This is a genomic window from Mycobacterium kyogaense (assembly GCF_003254575.1).
GTDB classification, from domain to species: domain Bacteria; phylum Actinomycetota; class Actinomycetes; order Mycobacteriales; family Mycobacteriaceae; genus Mycobacterium; species Mycobacterium kyogaense.
Map to the genome: position 1 here is coordinate 131,019 of NZ_QJUA01000001.1, position 16,343 is coordinate 147,361.

Sequence of the window (16,343 nt, forward strand, 5' to 3'; positions counted from 1 at the left end):
CCGTGAAACGATCGAGCACCCTGTTATCCGCCCTGCTCACGACGACCGTGGTGGCGGCCACCCTCAGCGGATGTAGCAGCTCCGATTCCGGAGGCAACAACGCCCAGGGCGGCGCCGGCAAGATCGGCGTCATCCTGCCCGACACCAAATCCTCGGTCCGGTGGGAATCCAAGGACCGCCCCGCGCTCGAGGCTGCCTTCAAACAGGCCGGGGTGCAGTACAACATCCAGAACGCCGAGGGGTCGGCCGATCAGATGGCCACCATCGCCGACGGCATGATCGCCGACGGGGTGACCGTGTTGGCGATCGTGAATCTCGACTCCGACAGCGGGGCCTCCATTCAGCAGAAGGCCGCCGCCCAGGGCGTCAAGACCATCGACTACGACCGGCTCACTCTCGGCGGATCGGCGGACGCCTACGTCTCGTTCGACAACACCAAAGTCGGTCAGCTGCAGGGTCAAGGGCTCGTGGATTGCCTGGGCGGCAAGCCCGCCAACGTGGTGTTCCTCAACGGCTCGCCGACCGACAACAACGCCACCCTGTTCTCCACCGGTGCGCATTCGGTCATCGATGCCACGCCGACCATCACCAATGTCGGCGAACAGGCGGTGCCCGACTGGGACAACGACAAAGCGGTGACGATCTTCGAGCAGCTCTACACCGCGGCCGGCGGCAAGGTCGACGGGGTGTACGCCGCGAACGACGGCCTGGCCGGTTCGGTGATCTCGATCCTGGACAAGAACCGACGGGCCGGACAGGTACCGGTCACTGGTCAGGACGCCACGGTCGAGGGCCTGCAGAACATCCTCGCCGGCACGCAGTGCATGACGGTCTACAAGTCCGCCACCGAGGAGGCCGGCGCCCTGGCAAAGGTGGCGATCGCCCTGGCGGGCGGGCAGAAGCCGGAGACCAACAGCACCTCGCGCGACGACCAGGGCAACCGCGACGTCCCATCGGTGCTGCTGACCCCGAAATCGATCACCAAGGACAACGTCGACGTCGTGTTCACCGACGGGGGCCAGTCCAAGGACGAGGTGTGCGCGGACCAGTTCGCGGCGATGTGCTCGGCGGCAGGGGTCTGAGCTCAGATGAGTGACAGAGCTGCGCAGCCCGAGCCGATCCTCGAACTGCGCGGTGTGAACAAGAGTTTCGGCGTCGTGCACGTCCTGCACGACATCGACTTCCGGGTCTATCCGGGCCAGGTCACCGCGCTCGTCGGTGACAACGGCGCCGGCAAGTCGACACTGGTGAAGGCGATCGCCGGAATCCACCCCATCGACAGCGGCACCTATCTCTTCGACGGCAATCCCGTCACCGTGCACGGTCCCACCGATGTGTCAGCGCTCGGGGTCGAGGTGGTCTATCAGGATCTTGCGCTGTGCGACAACCTCGACATCGTCGAGAACATGTTCCTGGGAAGAGAACTCACGCGGCGCGGGATGCTGGACGAAGCCCGGATGGAGACCATGGCCCGCGATGCGCTCACGTCGCTGTCGGTGCGTACGGTCACCTCGGTACGGCAGACGGTGTCGAGCCTGTCGGGCGGTCAGCGGCAGACCGTGGCGATCGCGAAGTCTGTGCTATGGAACTCGAAAGTCGTTCTGCTGGACGAGCCCACGGCCGCACTCGGGGTCGCGCAGACCCAGCAGGTGATCGAATTGGTGCGTCGCCTCGCCGACCAGGGGGTGGGCGTGGTGCTGATCTCCCACAACCTGGCGGACGTGTTCGCCGTCGCCGATCGGATCTGCGCGCTGTACCTCGGCCGGGTTGCCGCCGACGTCAAGGCCGGCGAGGTCACCCACGGTCAAGTGGTCGAGTTGATCACGGCCGGCCGGTCCGGCTCCCTCGGGCTGGCCCCGGCCGAAGCCGCCGAATCCCTGTGACACCCGGGAAGGACACCACCCCCATGGCGACAGTCACCGGCGCCACCGCGCAATCGGACTTCGCGATCGACGCCCGTTCGGATGCGGGTTTCGCGGACGCAGTGCGGTCCTACGTGCGTCGAGTCCGCGGCGGCGACATGGGTTCTTTGCCTGCGGTTCTTGGCTTGATCGTGCTGTTCGTCGTGTTCGGTCTCGCCAACGACCGATTCATGTCGGCGCTGAACCTGGCCAACCTGATCACCCAGGCCGGTGCCATCTGCGTGCTGGCGATGGGCCTGGTGTTCGTGCTGTTGCTCGGCGACATCGACCTGTCCGCCGGTGTCGCGGGTGGGGTGTCGGCCTGTGTGATGGCGCTGACGATCGTGGACCTGAGCTGGCCGTGGTGGGCGGCCGTGCTCGCCGGCGTCGCGTGCGGTGCGGTGATCGGACTGTGCATCGGTGTGTTGCGGGCCAGGCTCGGTATCCCGTCGTTCGTGGTGACGTTGGCGTTCTTCCTCGGCTTGCAGGGCGTGACGCTGAAGCTGATCGGGGAGGGCGGGTCGGTGCGGGTCGACGATCCGGTGATCCGTGGGCTGACGATCAGCAATCTGGCGGTGCCGGTGGGCTGGACCATCGCGGGGCTCGTGGTGGTGGGTTTCGCCGCGCTCGAGGTGGTGCAGTTTCAGCGCAAGCGCGCGCTGGGTCTGGCGCATGCGCCGCTCGGTGTGGTGGCGGCGCGAGTCGGAGCGGTCGCGGCCGTGGTGCTCGGCGTGACGTTCATCATGAGCGTCAACCGCAGCGTCAACCCGAATGTGCAGATCCGCGGGGTGCCCTACGTGCTGCCACTGATCGTGGTGCTGCTCATCGTGATGACGGTCGTGCTCACCCGCACCTCGTACGGCAGACATGTCTACGCCGTCGGCGGCAACGCCGAAGCTGCTCGCCGCGCAGGCATTTCGGTGAACCGCATCCGGGTCTCGGTGTTCGTGGTGTGCTCGTCGATGGCGGCGCTGAGCGGGATCATCGCGGCCTCCTACGCGGGCAAGGTGTCGGCGTCCTCCGGTGCAGGCAACACGCTGCTGTATGCGGTCGGCGCCGCCGTCATCGGCGGCACCAGCCTGTTCGGCGGGCGCGGCCGTGCCGTCGACGCGGTGATCGGCGGGGTCGTGGTGGCGACGATCGCCAACGGCCTGGGCTTGCTCAACCAGTCGTCGTACATCAACTTCCTGGTCACCGGCGGTGTGCTGCTGCTGGCTGCCAGTGTGGATGCGATCTCGCGGCGGCGCCGCTCGTCTACCGGATTGGGTTGAGCCTCAACGTAACCACGCACCGATACGCCGCAGCGCCTCATCGATGTCGGAGGTCGGGCCGGCGAAGGACAGTCGCACCGACGCGCCACCGCGCACCGTGTCGAAGTCGACCCCCGGCGCGATCGCGACGCCGGTGTCGGAGAGCAGTGTCGAGCAGAAACGCAGCGAGTCAGTGGTCAGATGCGAGACGTCGGCGTAGACGTAGAACGCCCCGTCGGCCGGCGCGAGTCGATCGATGCCCATCCCTCGCAGCCCGTCCAGCAGCAGTGTGCGGTTGGCGCCGTAGCCGTCGAGCAGCGCTTCCGCCTCGGCGATGGACTGGTCGGTGAAGGCGGCAACAGCCGCCATCTGAGGCAGTACCGGTGGGCAGATGGTGAAGTTCCCCGTCAGCCGGTCCACCGCCCTGCGCAAGTCCTGCGGAACCAGCAGCCAGCCCAGCCGCCAGCCCGTCATCGCGAAGTATTTCGAAAAGCTGTTCGCCACAACGGCTTCTCGTGAGGTCTCCCACGCGCAGCTGGTCTCGGGCGCACCCGGGTAGACCAGGCCGTGGTAGACCTCGTCACTGATCAGGCGCACACCGGACTCGGCGCACCACGTCGCGATCGCCGCCAACTCGGCGGGCGGGATCACGGTTCCGGTGGGGTTCGCGGGACTCGCCACGATCACGCCGGCAATCGGCGGGTCGAGGGCGGTGAGCATGTCCAGGGTCGGCTGGAAGCGCGTGTCGGGGCCGCAGGGCAACTCCACGACGTCGCAACCCAGCGCGGTGAGGATGTTGCGATAGCAGGGGTACCCGGGGCTCGCGATCGCGATACGGTCACCTGCGTCGAAACAGGCCAGGAATGCGAGCAGGAATCCGCCCGAGGAGCCGGTGGTGATCACGACGTCGTCGGGGTCGACAGCCAGGCCGTGCCGATGGTCGTAGGTCGCGGCGATCGCAGCACGGAGCTCGGGGATGCCGAGTGCGACGGTGTAGCCGAGACGATCGTTGTTCAGCGCGGCGACGGCCGCCTCGCGAACCGCTGCCGGCGCGCCCGCGCTGGGCTGCCCGGCGGACAGGTTGACCAGATCGCCGTGCGTGCGTTGCCGCTCCGCCGCGGCGAGCCAGACATCCATCACGTAGAACGGCGGGATGCCGGACCGCAGCGAAACGCTCATCCCGCCAGGCTAGAACAGTTCCGATTCGAGGCGGCGTACCTGTTCACGCGGAGCTCCGAGTAGCTGCGCGCTGCCGTGGGCGCGTTTGAAATAGAGCTGGATGTCGCTCTCCCAGGTGATCGCGATACCACCGTGCATCTGCACCGCCTCGGCGGCGACTCCGGACAGCGCCTCGCTGGCGGCCAGCCGCGCCCGCGCCGCCGACACCGGTGAGGGTGCCGCGGTGTACTCGGAGACGGCCTCGTCGACGATCGCGCGTGCCGTCTCGACCGCGACGTACTGATCGGCCATCCGGTGCTTGAGCGCTTGGAAGCTTCCGATCGGCCGGCCGAACTGGACCCGGTCTTTGGTGTAGGCGACCGTCAGATCCAGGCAGCGCGTCGCCGCACCCACCTGCTCGGCCGCAATGAGGATCGCCGCCATGTCGGCCAGCCCGGGGTCGGGTCCGAGCACCGTGGTGTCGGAGGGCTCCAGCGCTGCGAGCGGGCGGGTGATGTCCATCGCCGTCGCTGAGGTGGTGGTGAAAGTCCGCCAGTGCGTGAGGTTTTCCCCATCGGCGGCGATCACGACGTCGGCGGTGTCGCCGTTGATCACGTACCCGGGATCGAAGACGACGGTGCCGATCGAACGACCTTCGGTGAGCGCCTCGAGTAGATCTGCCGGTGGTTCGGGCAGCGAGAGCAGCGCGAGTTCGGCGAGCGTGGTCCCCAGCAGCGGCGTCGGCACCAGCCGCTTGCCGAGTTCGCCGAGCACCACGGCCGCGTCGGCGAATTCACCGCCCGCGCCGCCGAGTTCCTCGGGGACCACCAGGGCTGCGGCACCGACCTGTTCGCACAGCATCGACCACAGAGCCTCGTCGTACCCCCGTTCTGACGCGGCCGCCGCGCGTACCGCCTCAGGTGAGGCGTGTTTGTCGACGAGCGCTGCGACGGTGTCGCGCAACAACTCCCGTTCGTCGGTCGATGTCACAGTGCCTCCAGAACTCGTCGACGGTGCCACGTGGGGTCGCCCCAGGCGGGCCGCAGGGCCTGAGCCCGGAGCAGCAACAGCGACAGGTCGTGTTCCTGGGTGTATCCGATCGCGCCGTGGGTCTGCAGCGCCGAGCGGGCGGCGAGCAACGCCGCGTCGGCGGCGGCGACTTTGGCGGCGCTGACGTCACGCGCGGTGTCGGGGGAGCCATCGGCCAGTGCGAGCGCGGCCCCGTGCACCAGGGGTCGCGCCATCTCGACGGCGATCAGCACGTCGGCGAGCTTGTGCTTGATCGCCTGGTAGGTACCGATGACAGTCCCGAACTGGCTGCGCTGCTTGGCATAGGAGACCGACGCATCCAGCATGGCCTGCGCGGCCCCCACCAGTTGTGCGGCGGTGGCGAGCGCTCCGAACTCGAATGCGCGTGACACGTCGGCGGGGCGCGTGTCACCGCTCGCGGTCACCTCGAACAGGTGGCGGGCGGGGTCGACGGAGGCGTGCCGCTCGCCGGGCGTGGCCTCGCCGACCGCGCCGTCGGCGACCAGCAGTACCAGCCCGGCGGTGTCCGCGTCCACGGCGCGGGGCACCTGTGGAGGTGCGGCGACGGTGGCGATCACCTCGCCCGCGGCCAGTGCGCCGGATCGCTCGTCGTCGGCGAGCAGAACCGGTGCGACCGCTATCGATTCGGTGACCGGCCCGGGAACGTTCCACCGGCCCAGCCGCTCCAGTGCGACCACGAGGTCGACGGGGTGAGCGTCGATGCCGTCGAATTGTTCGGACACCATCAGAGCGGTCACGCCCAGGTCGGACAACTGCGCCCAGATCTTGCGGCCGGGCGCGGTGTCACCGGCCGCCCACGCGCGCACGGCGTCGGGAATGTCGGCCGCGCCCAGGGCGGCGTCGATGCTCGCGGCGAAGTCCCGCTGCTGTTCGTCGATCTCGAAGTTCACGTCTCGTCTACTTTCGGGGCAGGCCCAGCAGCCGCTCGGCGATGATGTTGCGCTGGATTTCGTTGGTGCCCGCATAGATCGGGCCGCCGAGTGCGAACAACAGACCCTCGGTCACGCTATCCATCAGCTCGCCGTCGGCGCCTCGGAGATCCAGTGCGGTCTGATGCAGTGCGACGTCCAGATCGGACCAGAACACCTTGGTGATCGACGACTCGGCGCCGAGTTCGCCGCCGGCGGTCACTCTCGTCACGGTGCCGAACGTGTGCAGCCGGTAGGCCTGGGCTTTGATCCACGCATCGGCCACGCGATCGGTGAACTCGGGCTTCGGATCGTTCTTCCATTGCTGCACAAGCCGTTCGGCGGGAGCGAGGAAACGTGCCGGGCTGCGCAGCGACATGCCGCGTTCGTTGCTCGACGTGCTCATCGCCGCCCGCCAGCCGTCGTGCACACCGCCGATGACGTCCTCGTCGGGCACGAACACGTCGTCGAGGAAGATCTCCCCGAAGCCGGTCGCGCCGCCGAGTTGGGCGATCGGTCGCACCGTCACGCCGTCGGCTTTCAGGTCGAACATCACGTAGGTCAGGCCCTTGTGCCGCTGCGCCTCCGGATCAGAGCGGAACAGTCCGAACGCGCGCTCCCCGAACACCGCACGCGAACTCCAGATTTTCTGCCCGTTGAGCAGCCAGCCGCCGTCGGTGCGCGTCGCGGTCGAGCGCAGCGACGCCAGGTCGCTGCCCGACTCGGGCTCCGACCACGCCTGCGCCCAGATCTCCTCGCCGCTGGCCATCTTCGGCAGGATTCGGTCGCGTTGCTCCTCGGTACCGTGCGCGAACAGCGTGGGCGCGAGCATCGAGGTGCCGTTGGCGCTCGCTCGCCCCGGCGCACCGGCACGAAAGTACTCCTCCTCGAACACAATCCACTGCAACAGCGTGGCGTCGCGGCCGCCGTAGCTCTGCGGCCAGGTGATCACCGACAGGCCGGCGTCGAAGAGGATCTTGTCCCAGCGCCGGTGCTGCTCGAACCCCTCGGCGGTGTCGTAGGACTCGGTGGGGAAGTCCGCGGTGTGGGCGGTCAGGAACTCGCGCACCTCGGCGCGGAACGCCTCGGTGTCGTCGTCGATGTTGAGGTCCATCAGTTCCTCTCTCGCAGTTGTGGTTTGACGACCTTGCCACCCGGGTTGCGCGGCAGCGCGTCGAGGAACTCGACCGAGCGCGGGGTCTTGAAGTTGGCGAGGTGGGCGCGCGCGTGGTCGATCACCGTCTGGGCGTCCAGCTCGGTTCCTGGCAGCGTCACGACGAAGGCCTTGCCGACTTCGCCGAGCCGCTCGTCGGGCACTCCGATGACGGCGACCTCGGCGACGCCGGGCAGCCGCGCGAGGACCTGCTCGATCTCGGCCGGATAGACGTTGAAGCCGCCGCAGATGTACATGTCCTTGAGCCGGTCGGTGATCTTCAGATTGCCCGCCTCGTCGAGTTCGCCGACGTCACCGGTGTGCAGCCAGCCCTCGGCGTCGATCGCCGCCGCTGTCGCCTCCGGGTCGTCGAGGTAGCCGAGCATCACGTTGGGCCCGCGGAGCAAGACTTCTCCTTGGTCGCCAATCCGCAGGTCGAAGTCGGCGATGGGGCGGCCCGACGTGGTCGCGACGGTCACCGCGTCGTCGTCGGCCCGGCACATCGTCCCGAACCCGGCCGCCTCGGTGAGCCCGTACGCGGTGAGCACGATGTCGATGTCGAGCTCGTTCTGCATCCGTTCGATCAGCACGACCGGAATGGTGGCGGCACCGGTGACCGCGAAACATAGTGAGCTGAGGTCGAATTCGGCGCGACGGGGGTGGTCGAGAAGAGTCTGGTAGATGGTCGGCGGTCCGGGTAGCACGGTGATGCGGTGCTCCTCGACCGCCCGCATCGCGGTCTCGGGGTCGAAGGTCAGGGCCGGGAACAACGTGGCGCCGGTCTGCAGGCAGGCCAGAATGCCGGCCTTGTAACCGAAGTTGTGGAAGAACGGGTTGATGCAGAGGTAGCGGTCGGCGCTGGTGAGCTGGCCGCACGCCGCCCACGCCGCCGACGCGTCCAGGGATTGCCGGTGCGCGCAGCGCACGCCCTTGCTCCGTCCGGTGGTGCCGGAGGTGAATAGGATGTCGGAGACGTCGTCGGCGCCGACGGCGGCCGCGCGGGCGTCGACCGCGGCCAGATCCGTCCCGGTGGCGACGAACTCCGCCCACGTCCCGTCCTCGGCGTCGACCGGGATGCGCACGATGTCCCGCAGCTCCGGAAGGGCCGAGCGCTCGATGCTTGCGGCCTTGTCCGAGCCGAGGAAGTCGCCGGAGGCGAACAGCAGCGGCGCGGCGGTGCGCGCCAGGATATCGGTGGCCTCACTGGTGGTGTAGCGGGTGTTCAGTGGGACGAGGACCCCACCGGCATGGTGGATGGCCAGGCAGGCCACCACCCAGTGCCAGGTGTTCGGCGACCAGATCGCGACGCGATCGCCGGGGGCGATGCCTGCTGCGAGCAGGGCGGCCGCGGCCTGCCGGACCTCGGCTCGCAGTTGCGCGAACGTCAGTGTCTTGGTGGGTGTGACCACGGCGGGATGGTCGGGGAGTTCGCGAGCGATGTGGTCCAGAACCGCGGGAGTGGTTCTCGCGGCGGTGGTCATGGAACTCCTTGGGGATCGGTTACCCGAGCAAGTGCTTGGTAGGTTAGCCTACAGGGGTGATCGAGGTCCAGGAGTTCAGGGCGCAGGTCCGCGACTGGCTGGCGGAGAACCTGGTCGGCGACTACGCGGCACTCAAGGGGTTGGGTGGCCCCGGTCGGGAGCACGAGGCCTTCGAGGAGCGGCTCGCGTGGAATCGCCATCTGGCGGCCGCGGGTCTGACGTGTCTGGGCTGGCCGGAAGAGCATGGTGGCCGCGGGTTGTCGGTGGCGCACCGCGTCGCGTTCTACGAGGAATACGCGAAGGCCGATGCGCCCGACAAGGTCAACCACCTCGGCGAGGAACTGCTCGGGCCCACACTGATCGCGTACGGCACGCCCGAGCAGCAGAAGCGGTTCCTGCCGAAGATCCTCGACGTCACCGAATTGTGGTCGCAGGGCTACTCCGAACCCGGTGCGGGCAGCGATCTGGCCAACGTGTCGACCACGGCCGTGCTCGACGGTGACCAGTGGATCCTCAACGGACAGAAGGTGTGGACGTCGCTGGCGCACTGGGCGCAGTGGTGTTTCGTGGTGGCGCGCAGCGAGAAGGGCTCGAAGCGGCACGCCGGCCTGTCCTTCCTGCTGGTGCCGCTGGACCAGCCCGGCGTCGAGATTCGCCCGATCATCCAGCTCACCGGCGACTCGGAGTTCAACGAGGTGTTCTTCACCGACGCCCGCACCGATGCCGACCTCGTGGTCGGGGAACCGGGTGACGGGTGGCGCGTGGCGATGGGACTGCTGACCTTCGAACGTGGCGTGTCGACACTCGGCCAGCAGATCCGTTATGCGCGTGAGCATTCGAACCTCGTCGAGCTCGCCAAGAAGGTCGGTGCCGCAGACGATCCACTGATCCGGGAGCGGCTCACCCGGTCGTGGGCGGGGCTGCGGGCGATGCGCTCATTCGCCTTGGCGACGATGGACGAAGAACGCCCGGGACAAGATTCGGTGTCGAAGTTGCTGTGGGCCAATTGGCATCGCGAGCTGGGGGAGATCGCGATGGACGTGCTCGGTGTGGCGGGCCTGACGCTGCCCGAGGGAGAATTCAGCGAATGGCAACGGCTGTTCCTGTTCTCCCGCTCCGACACCATCTACGGCGGCTCGAACGAGGTGCAGCGCAACATCATCGCCGAGCGGGTGCTCGGCCTACCGAGAGAAGGGCGGCCCTGATGAGCGCTTGCGCGAAGAAGAGACGATCAGCGTGACCGATTTGTCCGTCGCCCCGGCGGAGATCGAGGGGCACAACCTGCTGGCCGGCAAGGTGGTCCTGGTCACCGCCGCCGCGGGCACCGGGATCGGGTCGACGACGGCGCGGCGCGCACTGGCCGAAGGTGCCGACGTCGTGGTCTCCGACTATCACGAACGCCGCCTGGGCGAGACGCGCGACGAGCTCGCCGGGCTCGGTCTGGGCACGGTCCACGCCGTGGTGTGTGACGTCACCTCGACCGCGGCGGTCGACGGGTTGTTCGCAGAGGCGGTCGAAAAAGCCGGCCGGCTCGACGTGCTGGTCAACAACGCAGGGCTCGGCGGTCAGACCCCGGTGATCGACATGACCGACGACGAGTGGGACCGGGTGCTCAACGTGACGCTGACCTCGGTGATGCGGTCGACGCGCGCAGCGCTGCGGTACTTCCGCGACGCCGGCCACGGCGGCGTGATCGTCAACAACGCCAGTGTGCTGGGCTGGCGCGCGCAGCACTCTCAATCCCATTACGCCGCAGCCAAAGCCGGGGTCATGGCGCTGACGCGGTGCAGCGCGATAGAGGCGGTCGAGTACGGCGTGCGCATCAACGCGGTGTCGCCGAGCATCGCCCGGCACAAGTTCCTGGAGAAGACGTCGAGCTCTGAGCTGCTCGACCGGCTGGCCCAGGGTGAGGCGTTCGGCCGGGCGGCAGAACCGTGGGAGGTCGCGGCCACGATCGCGTTCCTGGCCAGTGACTACTCCAGTTACCTCACCGGTGAGGTGATCTCGGTGTCGAGCCAGCACCCATGAGCGCCGGGGCCACGAACACCCGTCGCGACGAGCTTCTCGCACTCGCCGCGACGATGTTCGCCGAGCGCGGGTTGCGCGCCACCACCGTGCGCGACATCGCCGACTCCGCCGGAATCCTCTCGGGCAGCCTCTACCACCACTTCTCGTCGAAGGAGGAGATGGTCGACGAGGTGCTGCGCGGCTTCCTCGACTGGCTCTTCGAGCGCTACCGGCAGATCGTCGAGACCGAACCGAATCCGCTCGAACGGCTCAAGGGCCTGTTCATGGCGTCCTTCGAGGCCATCGCCACCCGGCACGCGGAGGTCGTGATCTACCAGGACGAGGCCAAGCGGCTCTCGGCGCAGCCCCGGTTCGCTTACGTCGAGGAGCGCAACAAAGAGCAGCGCAAGATGTGGGTCGACGTCCTCACCCAGGGCATCGAGGAGGGGCATTTCCGTCCCGACGTCGACGTCGACCTCGTCTACCGATTCATCCGCGACACCACCTGGGTGTCGGTCCGGTGGTACCAGCCGGGCGGTCCGCTGACCGCCGAGGAGGTTGGCCGGCAATACCTTTCGATCGTTCTCGGTGGCATCACCCCGACAGAAGGAGTCCACAATGGCTGAAGCGTTCGTCATCGACGCGGTCCGCACCGCGATCGGCAAGCGCAACGGATCGCTGGCCGGTGTGCACCCGGTCGATCTCGGTGCCGCCGGATGGCGCGGCCTGTTCGACCGCAACGACGTCGACCCGGGTGCCGTCGACGACGTGATCGCCGGATGTGTCGACGCGATCGGCCCGCAGGCCGGCAACATCGCGCGGCTGTCGTGGCTGGCGGCCGGCTTCCCCGAGGAAGTCCCCGGTGTGACCGTCGACCGCCAGTGCGGATCCAGCCAGCAGGCCATCTCTTTCGGCGCGCAGGCGATCATGTCCGGCACCGCGGACCTCATCGTCGCCGGCGGCATGCAGAACATGAGCCAGATCCCGATCAGCTCGGCGATGACCGTCGCAGAACAGTTCGGGTTCACCTCGCCTACCAACGAATCCAAGAGCTGGCTGCATCGTTATGGCGATCAGGAGATCTCCCAGTTCCGCGGGGCCGAGCTGATCGCCGAGAAGTGGGACATCAGCCGTGAGGACATGGAGCAGTTCGCGCTGACCAGTCATCAGCGCGCGCAGGCCGCGATCCGGGCCGGCCACTTCGACAACGAGATCCTGGAGGTGGACGGCTTCCGGGTGGACGAGGGACCACGCGACACGTCGCTGGAGAAGATGGCGACGCTCAAGACGCTCGTCGACGGCGGGCGGCTGACGGCGGCGATGGCCAGCCAGATCTCCGACGGCGCCAGCGCGGTGCTGCTCGCCTCAGAGCAAGCGGTCAAGGACCATGGTCTCAAGCCCCGCGCCCGCATCCACCACATCAGCGCCCGCGGTGCAGATCCGGTGTTCATGCTGACCGGTCCGATTCCCGCCACCCGCTACGCGCTCGACAAGGCCGGGCTGACGATCGACGACATCGATACGGTCGAGATCAACGAGGCGTTCGCGCCGGTGGTGCAGGCCTGGCTGAAGGAGACCAAGGCCGACCCCGAGAAGGTCAACCCCAGCGGCGGGGCGATCGCGCTCGGTCACCCGCTCGGTGCAACGGGGGCAAAGCTTTTCGCCACCATGCTGAACACGCTGGAACGTACCGGCGGTCGTTACGGTCTGCAGACGATGTGCGAGGGCGGCGGCACGGCCAACGTCACCATCATCGAGCGGCTCTAGTTTCTTCCGTGAGCAGACACAATCTCGAGTGATTCCGCGGCGTGTCCGCTCGAGTTCATGTCTTGTCGCGGGAAGAACTGAGCGCTCGCCAGATCCGCGCCGGCGTCATCGGGAGGCGGTACACCCGCGCACCGGTGGCCCGCGCGATGGCGTTCGCCAGCGCGGGAGCCACCGGGTTGTAGGGCGATTCGCTCATCGACTTGGCGCCGAAGGGCCCCAACGTGTCGTAGGTGTCGGCGAAGTAGACCTCGGTCACCGGTACGTCGGCCAGCTGCGGCAGATGGTAGTTGCGCAAGGTGTTGGTCCACACCGCACCGTCGGGGCCGACGTGCATTTCCTCGTACAACGCCGAGCCGATGCCCTGTGCCACACCGCCTTCCACCTGGCCACGGCACTGCTGCGGGTTCATCACCACCCCGGCATCGGCGGCCTGCACGCTCTGCAGGATGCGGACTTCGCCGCTCTCCACGTCGACGGCGACCCGTACGGCGTGCACGTTGAACGCTACTGAGCGGGGGGTGCCGCCGTGCGTGCCGCGGCCGATCAGCGGTACGGGTAGATCGGCGAAGTCGATCAGCTGGCCCGCGCAGTGCACCCCGTTGCGGGTCAGCTGGCACGCACCGCGAGGAGCGCCGGTCAGCTCCGAGGCGGCCGCCTCGAGCTGGGACCGCAGCTTCTGCGCGGCCTCCAGGGTGGCCTGGCCGGCGACCACCGTGCCGGCGGAACCGAATGCGCCTGTGTCGTAACCCGTTGCTGCGGTGTCAGATTGGGTGATCTGGATGTTGTCGACGACGGTGTTCAGGGCGGTCGCCGCGATCTGGGCGTGCACCGTGGTGGTCCCGTTGCCGAACTCAGCCGTTCCGACACGCAGGGTGTACAGGCCGTCGGCGTCGATGCTGACGGCAGCCTCGGCGAGATGGCCGCGCGGCGGGATGGTGGCGATCATCGCGACCGCCATACCCTCACCGGTGCGCCACTGCGGCCCGGGCGGTGCGGGGACGTCGTTGCCCCGGCGCAGCGCGGCCTGCGCGAGATCGAGGCACTGGTCCAACCCGTAGCTGCCGAACGTCAGATCGTCGTCGAGCACGTGGGCGTCGACGAAGTCGTCACCCGGTACGACCACGTTGCGGCGACGGAAATCGAATGGATCGATCCCGAGTTGCTCGGCGAGCTGGTCGAGAGCGGATTCGATCGCGAAGATCAGCTGCCCGAGTCCGTAGCCGCGGAAGGCCCCGGAAGGCAGGTTGTTGGTGTACACGGCGCGAGCGTCGACGCGCTTGTTCGCACACCGGTACACCGACATCGATTCCCCGCACCCGTGGAACATCACCCCCGGGCTGTGGTTGCCGTAGGCGCCCGCGTCGACGAGCACGTCGACGGCGAGTGCGGTCAACACTCCCGATGCGTCGGCGGCCGCGGTGACGTCCACCCGGAACGGATGCCGGCACGGCGCGGTGGTGAACTCGTCGCTCCGGCTGAACTCGTAGCGCACCGGCTCGCCCAACCGCAGCACCGCCAGTGCGACCAGGTCCTCGACGAGCATCTCCTGTTTACCGCCGAAACCACCGCCGATGCGTTTGGTGAACACCTGCACCTCGTCAGTGGACAGGCCGAACAGGTGGCACAACTCGTCGCGCACCAGGAACGGGACCTGTGTACTGGTGCGGATCACCAACCGCCCCGCATCGTCGCGCCACCCCGTGCAGCCGTGAGTTTCCAAGTGCACGTGTTGAACTCGTTGGGTGTGCCAGCGGCCCCGCACCACTGCACCCTCCTGCGCCGCGGCCAGACCCTGCTCGATGTCCCCCACCCCGCCGTGGAGTTCGGCGATCAGATTGCCGGCCGGATCGGCGATCCTGGCGTCGGCGCCCTTGTCCGCGTGCAGCAGTGGGGCATCGGCCGCCGTGGCCTCCTCGGGATCGAAGACGGCAGGCAGCTCGTCGTACGTGACGACGATTGCACGGCAAGCCTTTTCGGCAACGGCAAGGGACTCAGCGACCACCGCCGCCACGCGCTGCCCGACGAAGCGGACGACGTCGTCGAGGATCGCCGTGTCGTCCGGGTCGTCCTCGCGGTTCTGGTGGCGCGCGGTGGAGAACCGGGCCTCGGGACTGTCGGCGTGGGTCAGCACCAGCCGCACACCGGGAAGGGCGACGGCGGCCGAGGTGTCGATGGACACGATGCGGGCATGGGCCACCGGACTGGTCAGCACCGCCAGGTGCAGCAGCCCCGGCGGCGCGAAATCCATGGTGTATTCCTCGGTTCCGGTCACCACCCGCACGGCGGCCGGTGCGCCGATCGACCGTCCCGCGTCCTGACCGTCGGACTTCTCGACGTTCACGGTGCCCGACAGGGCATCGGTGATGGCCCGGTATCCGGTGCATCGGCACAGGTTGTTCTTCAACTGCTGGGGAAGATGCTCTGGTTCGACGTTCGGTAGCGATGCGGCGGTGGTCACCATGCCGGCCGTGCAGAAACCGCACTGGAATCCAGCAGCCTCGACGAAGCGACGCTGCACCGGATGCAGATCATCGGGGTCGCCGAGACCCGCCGCGGTGGTCACCTGTCGACCGGCCGCTCGGAACGCCGGATACACGCACGAGTGCACGGCTGCGCCGTCGACCAGCACCGAGCAGGCGCCACAATCGCCGGCATCGCATCCCTTCTTGACCTCGAAGTGACCCAGTTCCCGCAGGTATGTGCGAAGGCACTGGCCGGGGCGCGGATCGTCCTCGCGCGCAGTGCCGTTGACGGTCACCCTCATGTCAGCTCGGCGACGATCTGCTCGGCCAACCGGAGCGTCATCGCGGCCCGCCAGTCGGGATCACCGTGGGCGTCGCGCGTCCAGGCCTGGTCCGGAATGGCGGCCAGAGCCTCCCGCAGCGCGTCGAGGGAGGGCGGGACGGGGAACCGCACGACGTACGGGCGGACCGTGGCCGCGGTCACCGAGATCGTGAGCGCGCCACCGTCGGCGGCGGTGTCGCGACGACCGATGACCACCACACCTGAGCGGCCCAGCGGCGACTTCGCCAGCTTCCGGTAGGCGATCCGACCCCGTAACGCCGCCGCTGGGAGGTGCACGGAGCGCAGTACCTCGCCGGCCGCGAGCACATTGGTGGTGACGCCGGTGACGAAGTCGGCGACCGGCACGGTGCGCGCCTCGCCGTCAGGCCGCCAGATCAGCGCCGTACCGTCCAGCGCTGTGGCCAGCGAGATCATCGAGCCCGCAGGCAGGGACAGGCAGATGTTGCCCCCTACGGTGGCGGTGCGCCAGATCTTGAACCCGGCCACCAGCGCGGTGCAGCACTGCGCGAACAGCGGCGCCGCGGTCCAGTCCCGGGGCAGGGTGGTCGACAGCTCGGAGAGGTCGGCCAGGGTGCACGTGGCCGCGATCTCGATACCGTTGTCCGACAGCATGATCGGCGGCCAGTTCAGCGTGGTGATGTCGACCAGACGGGTGACGTGCGGCTGGGGCTCGGAGAACAGCCAGGTGCCGCCGGCCAGGATCGCGTCCGTGGGCCCCAGCGGCCACACCTCGTCGCGGGACTGCGGGGTGTGCACCGCCTCGACGGTGTTGAGGTCCATCACTGCACCGTAGATCGCGGGCGGTCGCGGTGCAGGGCAAGCCGCCGAACTGCAGGGTTGCCGCAACGCTGGGACAATCGACG

14 protein-coding genes are annotated in these 16,343 nt (G+C 68.2%); 7 read left to right on the top strand and 7 right to left on the bottom strand.

What is annotated here, in order from left to right:
* Positions 1–2 precede the first annotated feature (2 nt).
* Genes DMB80_RS00670 through DMB80_RS00680 form a run of 3 tightly spaced genes read left to right on the top strand, consistent with a single transcriptional unit; the run spans position 3 to position 3,172 of the window.
* Entirely contained in the window at positions 3–1,082 is a 1,080-nt protein-coding gene (locus tag DMB80_RS00670; RefSeq protein ID WP_111508108.1) for a sugar ABC transporter substrate-binding protein, read from the top strand.
* A gap of 6 nt (positions 1,083–1,088) precedes the next feature.
* On the top strand, positions 1,089–1,883 hold the full coding sequence (locus DMB80_RS00675; RefSeq protein ID WP_111508109.1) for an ATP-binding cassette domain-containing protein: 795 nt from the start codon (positions 1,089–1,091) through the stop codon (positions 1,881–1,883).
* 23 nt (positions 1,884–1,906) lie between these two features.
* Complete coding sequence (locus DMB80_RS00680) at positions 1,907–3,172, top strand: sugar ABC transporter permease (protein WP_111508110.1); 1,266 nt, start codon at positions 1,907–1,909, stop codon at positions 3,170–3,172.
* Positions 3,173–3,175: 3 nt separating this feature from the next.
* Here the strand turns inward: DMB80_RS00680 and DMB80_RS00685 are convergent, their stop codons facing one another.
* The 5 genes from DMB80_RS00685 to fadD3 are packed head-to-tail and all read right to left on the bottom strand — an operon-like array spanning position 3,176 to position 8,901.
* A complete protein-coding gene (locus DMB80_RS00685; protein WP_111508111.1) occupies positions 3,176–4,330 on the bottom strand; it encodes a pyridoxal phosphate-dependent aminotransferase in 1,155 nt (384 codons plus the stop codon).
* Between the two features lie 9 nt (positions 4,331–4,339).
* Positions 4,340–5,299 carry an acyl-CoA dehydrogenase IpdE2 gene (ipdE2, locus tag DMB80_RS00690; protein ID WP_111508112.1) on the bottom strand — a complete coding sequence of 320 codons (960 nt, stop codon included), beginning with the start codon at positions 5,297–5,299 and terminating at the stop codon, positions 4,340–4,342.
* The gene (locus tag DMB80_RS00695) at positions 5,296–6,249 is read right to left on the bottom strand and encodes an acyl-CoA dehydrogenase family protein (RefSeq protein ID WP_111508113.1); all 954 of its coding nucleotides are present in this window, start codon (positions 6,247–6,249) and stop codon (positions 5,296–5,298) included. Before DMB80_RS00695 ends, ipdE2 begins: the two co-directional genes overlap by 4 nt.
* Before the next feature lie 7 nt (positions 6,250–6,256).
* Positions 6,257–7,381: an acyl-CoA dehydrogenase family protein gene (locus DMB80_RS00700; protein ID WP_111508114.1), complete on the bottom strand. Its 1,125-nt coding sequence runs from the start codon at positions 7,379–7,381 to the stop codon at positions 6,257–6,259.
* The gene (gene fadD3, locus DMB80_RS00705; protein WP_111508115.1) at positions 7,381–8,901 is read right to left on the bottom strand and encodes a 3-((3aS,4S,7aS)-7a-methyl-1,5-dioxo-octahydro-1H-inden-4-yl)propanoate--CoA ligase FadD3; all 1,521 of its coding nucleotides are present in this window, start codon (positions 8,899–8,901) and stop codon (positions 7,381–7,383) included. Before fadD3 ends, DMB80_RS00700 begins: the two co-directional genes overlap by 1 nt.
* A gap of 56 nt (positions 8,902–8,957) precedes the next feature.
* Between fadD3 and ipdE1 the strand changes: the two genes are divergently transcribed.
* The 4 genes from ipdE1 to fadA6 are packed head-to-tail and all read left to right on the top strand — an operon-like array spanning position 8,958 to position 12,675.
* Positions 8,958–10,106 (top strand): acyl-CoA dehydrogenase IpdE1, encoded by a 1,149-nt coding sequence (gene ipdE1 / locus DMB80_RS00710; RefSeq protein WP_111508116.1) that lies wholly within the window; start codon positions 8,958–8,960, stop codon positions 10,104–10,106.
* Between the two features lie 31 nt (positions 10,107–10,137).
* Positions 10,138–10,929, top strand: a complete 792-nt coding sequence (ipdF, locus tag DMB80_RS00715; RefSeq protein ID WP_111508319.1) for a (5R,7aS)-5-hydroxy-7a-methyl-1-oxo-2,3,5,6,7,7a-hexahydro-1H-indene-carboxyl-CoA reductase — start codon at positions 10,138–10,140, stop codon at positions 10,927–10,929.
* Positions 10,926–11,534, top strand: a complete 609-nt coding sequence (gene kstR2, locus DMB80_RS00720) for a TetR family transcriptional regulator KstR2 (protein WP_073682833.1) — start codon at positions 10,926–10,928, stop codon at positions 11,532–11,534. Before ipdF ends, kstR2 begins: the two co-directional genes overlap by 4 nt.
* Positions 11,527–12,675 (top strand): steroid 3-ketoacyl-CoA thiolase FadA6, encoded by a 1,149-nt coding sequence (gene fadA6, locus DMB80_RS00725; protein ID WP_073682832.1) that lies wholly within the window; start codon positions 11,527–11,529, stop codon positions 12,673–12,675. Before kstR2 ends, fadA6 begins: the two co-directional genes overlap by 8 nt.
* A gap of 55 nt (positions 12,676–12,730) precedes the next feature.
* Here fadA6 and DMB80_RS00730 read toward each other — a convergent pair whose 3' ends face one another.
* Positions 12,731–15,439, bottom strand: a complete 2,709-nt coding sequence (locus DMB80_RS00730) for a molybdopterin-dependent oxidoreductase (RefSeq protein WP_111508117.1) — start codon at positions 15,437–15,439, stop codon at positions 12,731–12,733.
* Entirely contained in the window at positions 15,436–16,260 is an 825-nt protein-coding gene (locus tag DMB80_RS00735) for an FAD binding domain-containing protein (protein ID WP_111508118.1), read from the bottom strand. The genes DMB80_RS00730 and DMB80_RS00735 overlap by 4 nt, the downstream gene beginning before the upstream one ends.
* Positions 16,261–16,343: the final 83 nt, after the last annotated feature.

Excerpts from the sequence above, each read along its gene's own strand:
- DMB80_RS00700 (WP_111508114.1), bottom strand. The coding sequence starts at position 7,381 with ATGGACCTCAACATCGACGACGACACCGAGGCGTTCCGCGCCGAGGTG.
- kstR2 (WP_073682833.1), top strand. The coding sequence starts at position 10,926 with ATGAGCGCCGGGGCCACGAACACCCGTCGCGACGAGCTTCTCGCACTC.
- DMB80_RS00685 (WP_111508111.1), bottom strand. The coding sequence starts at position 4,330 with ATGAGCGTTTCGCTGCGGTCCGGCATCCCGCCGTTCTACGTGATGGAT.
- DMB80_RS00680 (WP_111508110.1), top strand. The coding sequence starts at position 1,907 with ATGGCGACAGTCACCGGCGCCACCGCGCAATCGGACTTCGCGATCGAC.
- fadD3 (WP_111508115.1), bottom strand. The coding sequence starts at position 8,901 with ATGACCACCGCCGCGAGAACCACTCCCGCGGTTCTGGACCACATCGCT.
- DMB80_RS00735 (WP_111508118.1), bottom strand. The coding sequence starts at position 16,260 with ATGGACCTCAACACCGTCGAGGCGGTGCACACCCCGCAGTCCCGCGAC.
- DMB80_RS00730 (WP_111508117.1), bottom strand. The coding sequence starts at position 15,439 with ATGAGGGTGACCGTCAACGGCACTGCGCGCGAGGACGATCCGCGCCCC.
- DMB80_RS00675 (WP_111508109.1), top strand. The coding sequence starts at position 1,089 with ATGAGTGACAGAGCTGCGCAGCCCGAGCCGATCCTCGAACTGCGCGGT.
- fadA6 (WP_073682832.1), top strand. The coding sequence starts at position 11,527 with ATGGCTGAAGCGTTCGTCATCGACGCGGTCCGCACCGCGATCGGCAAG.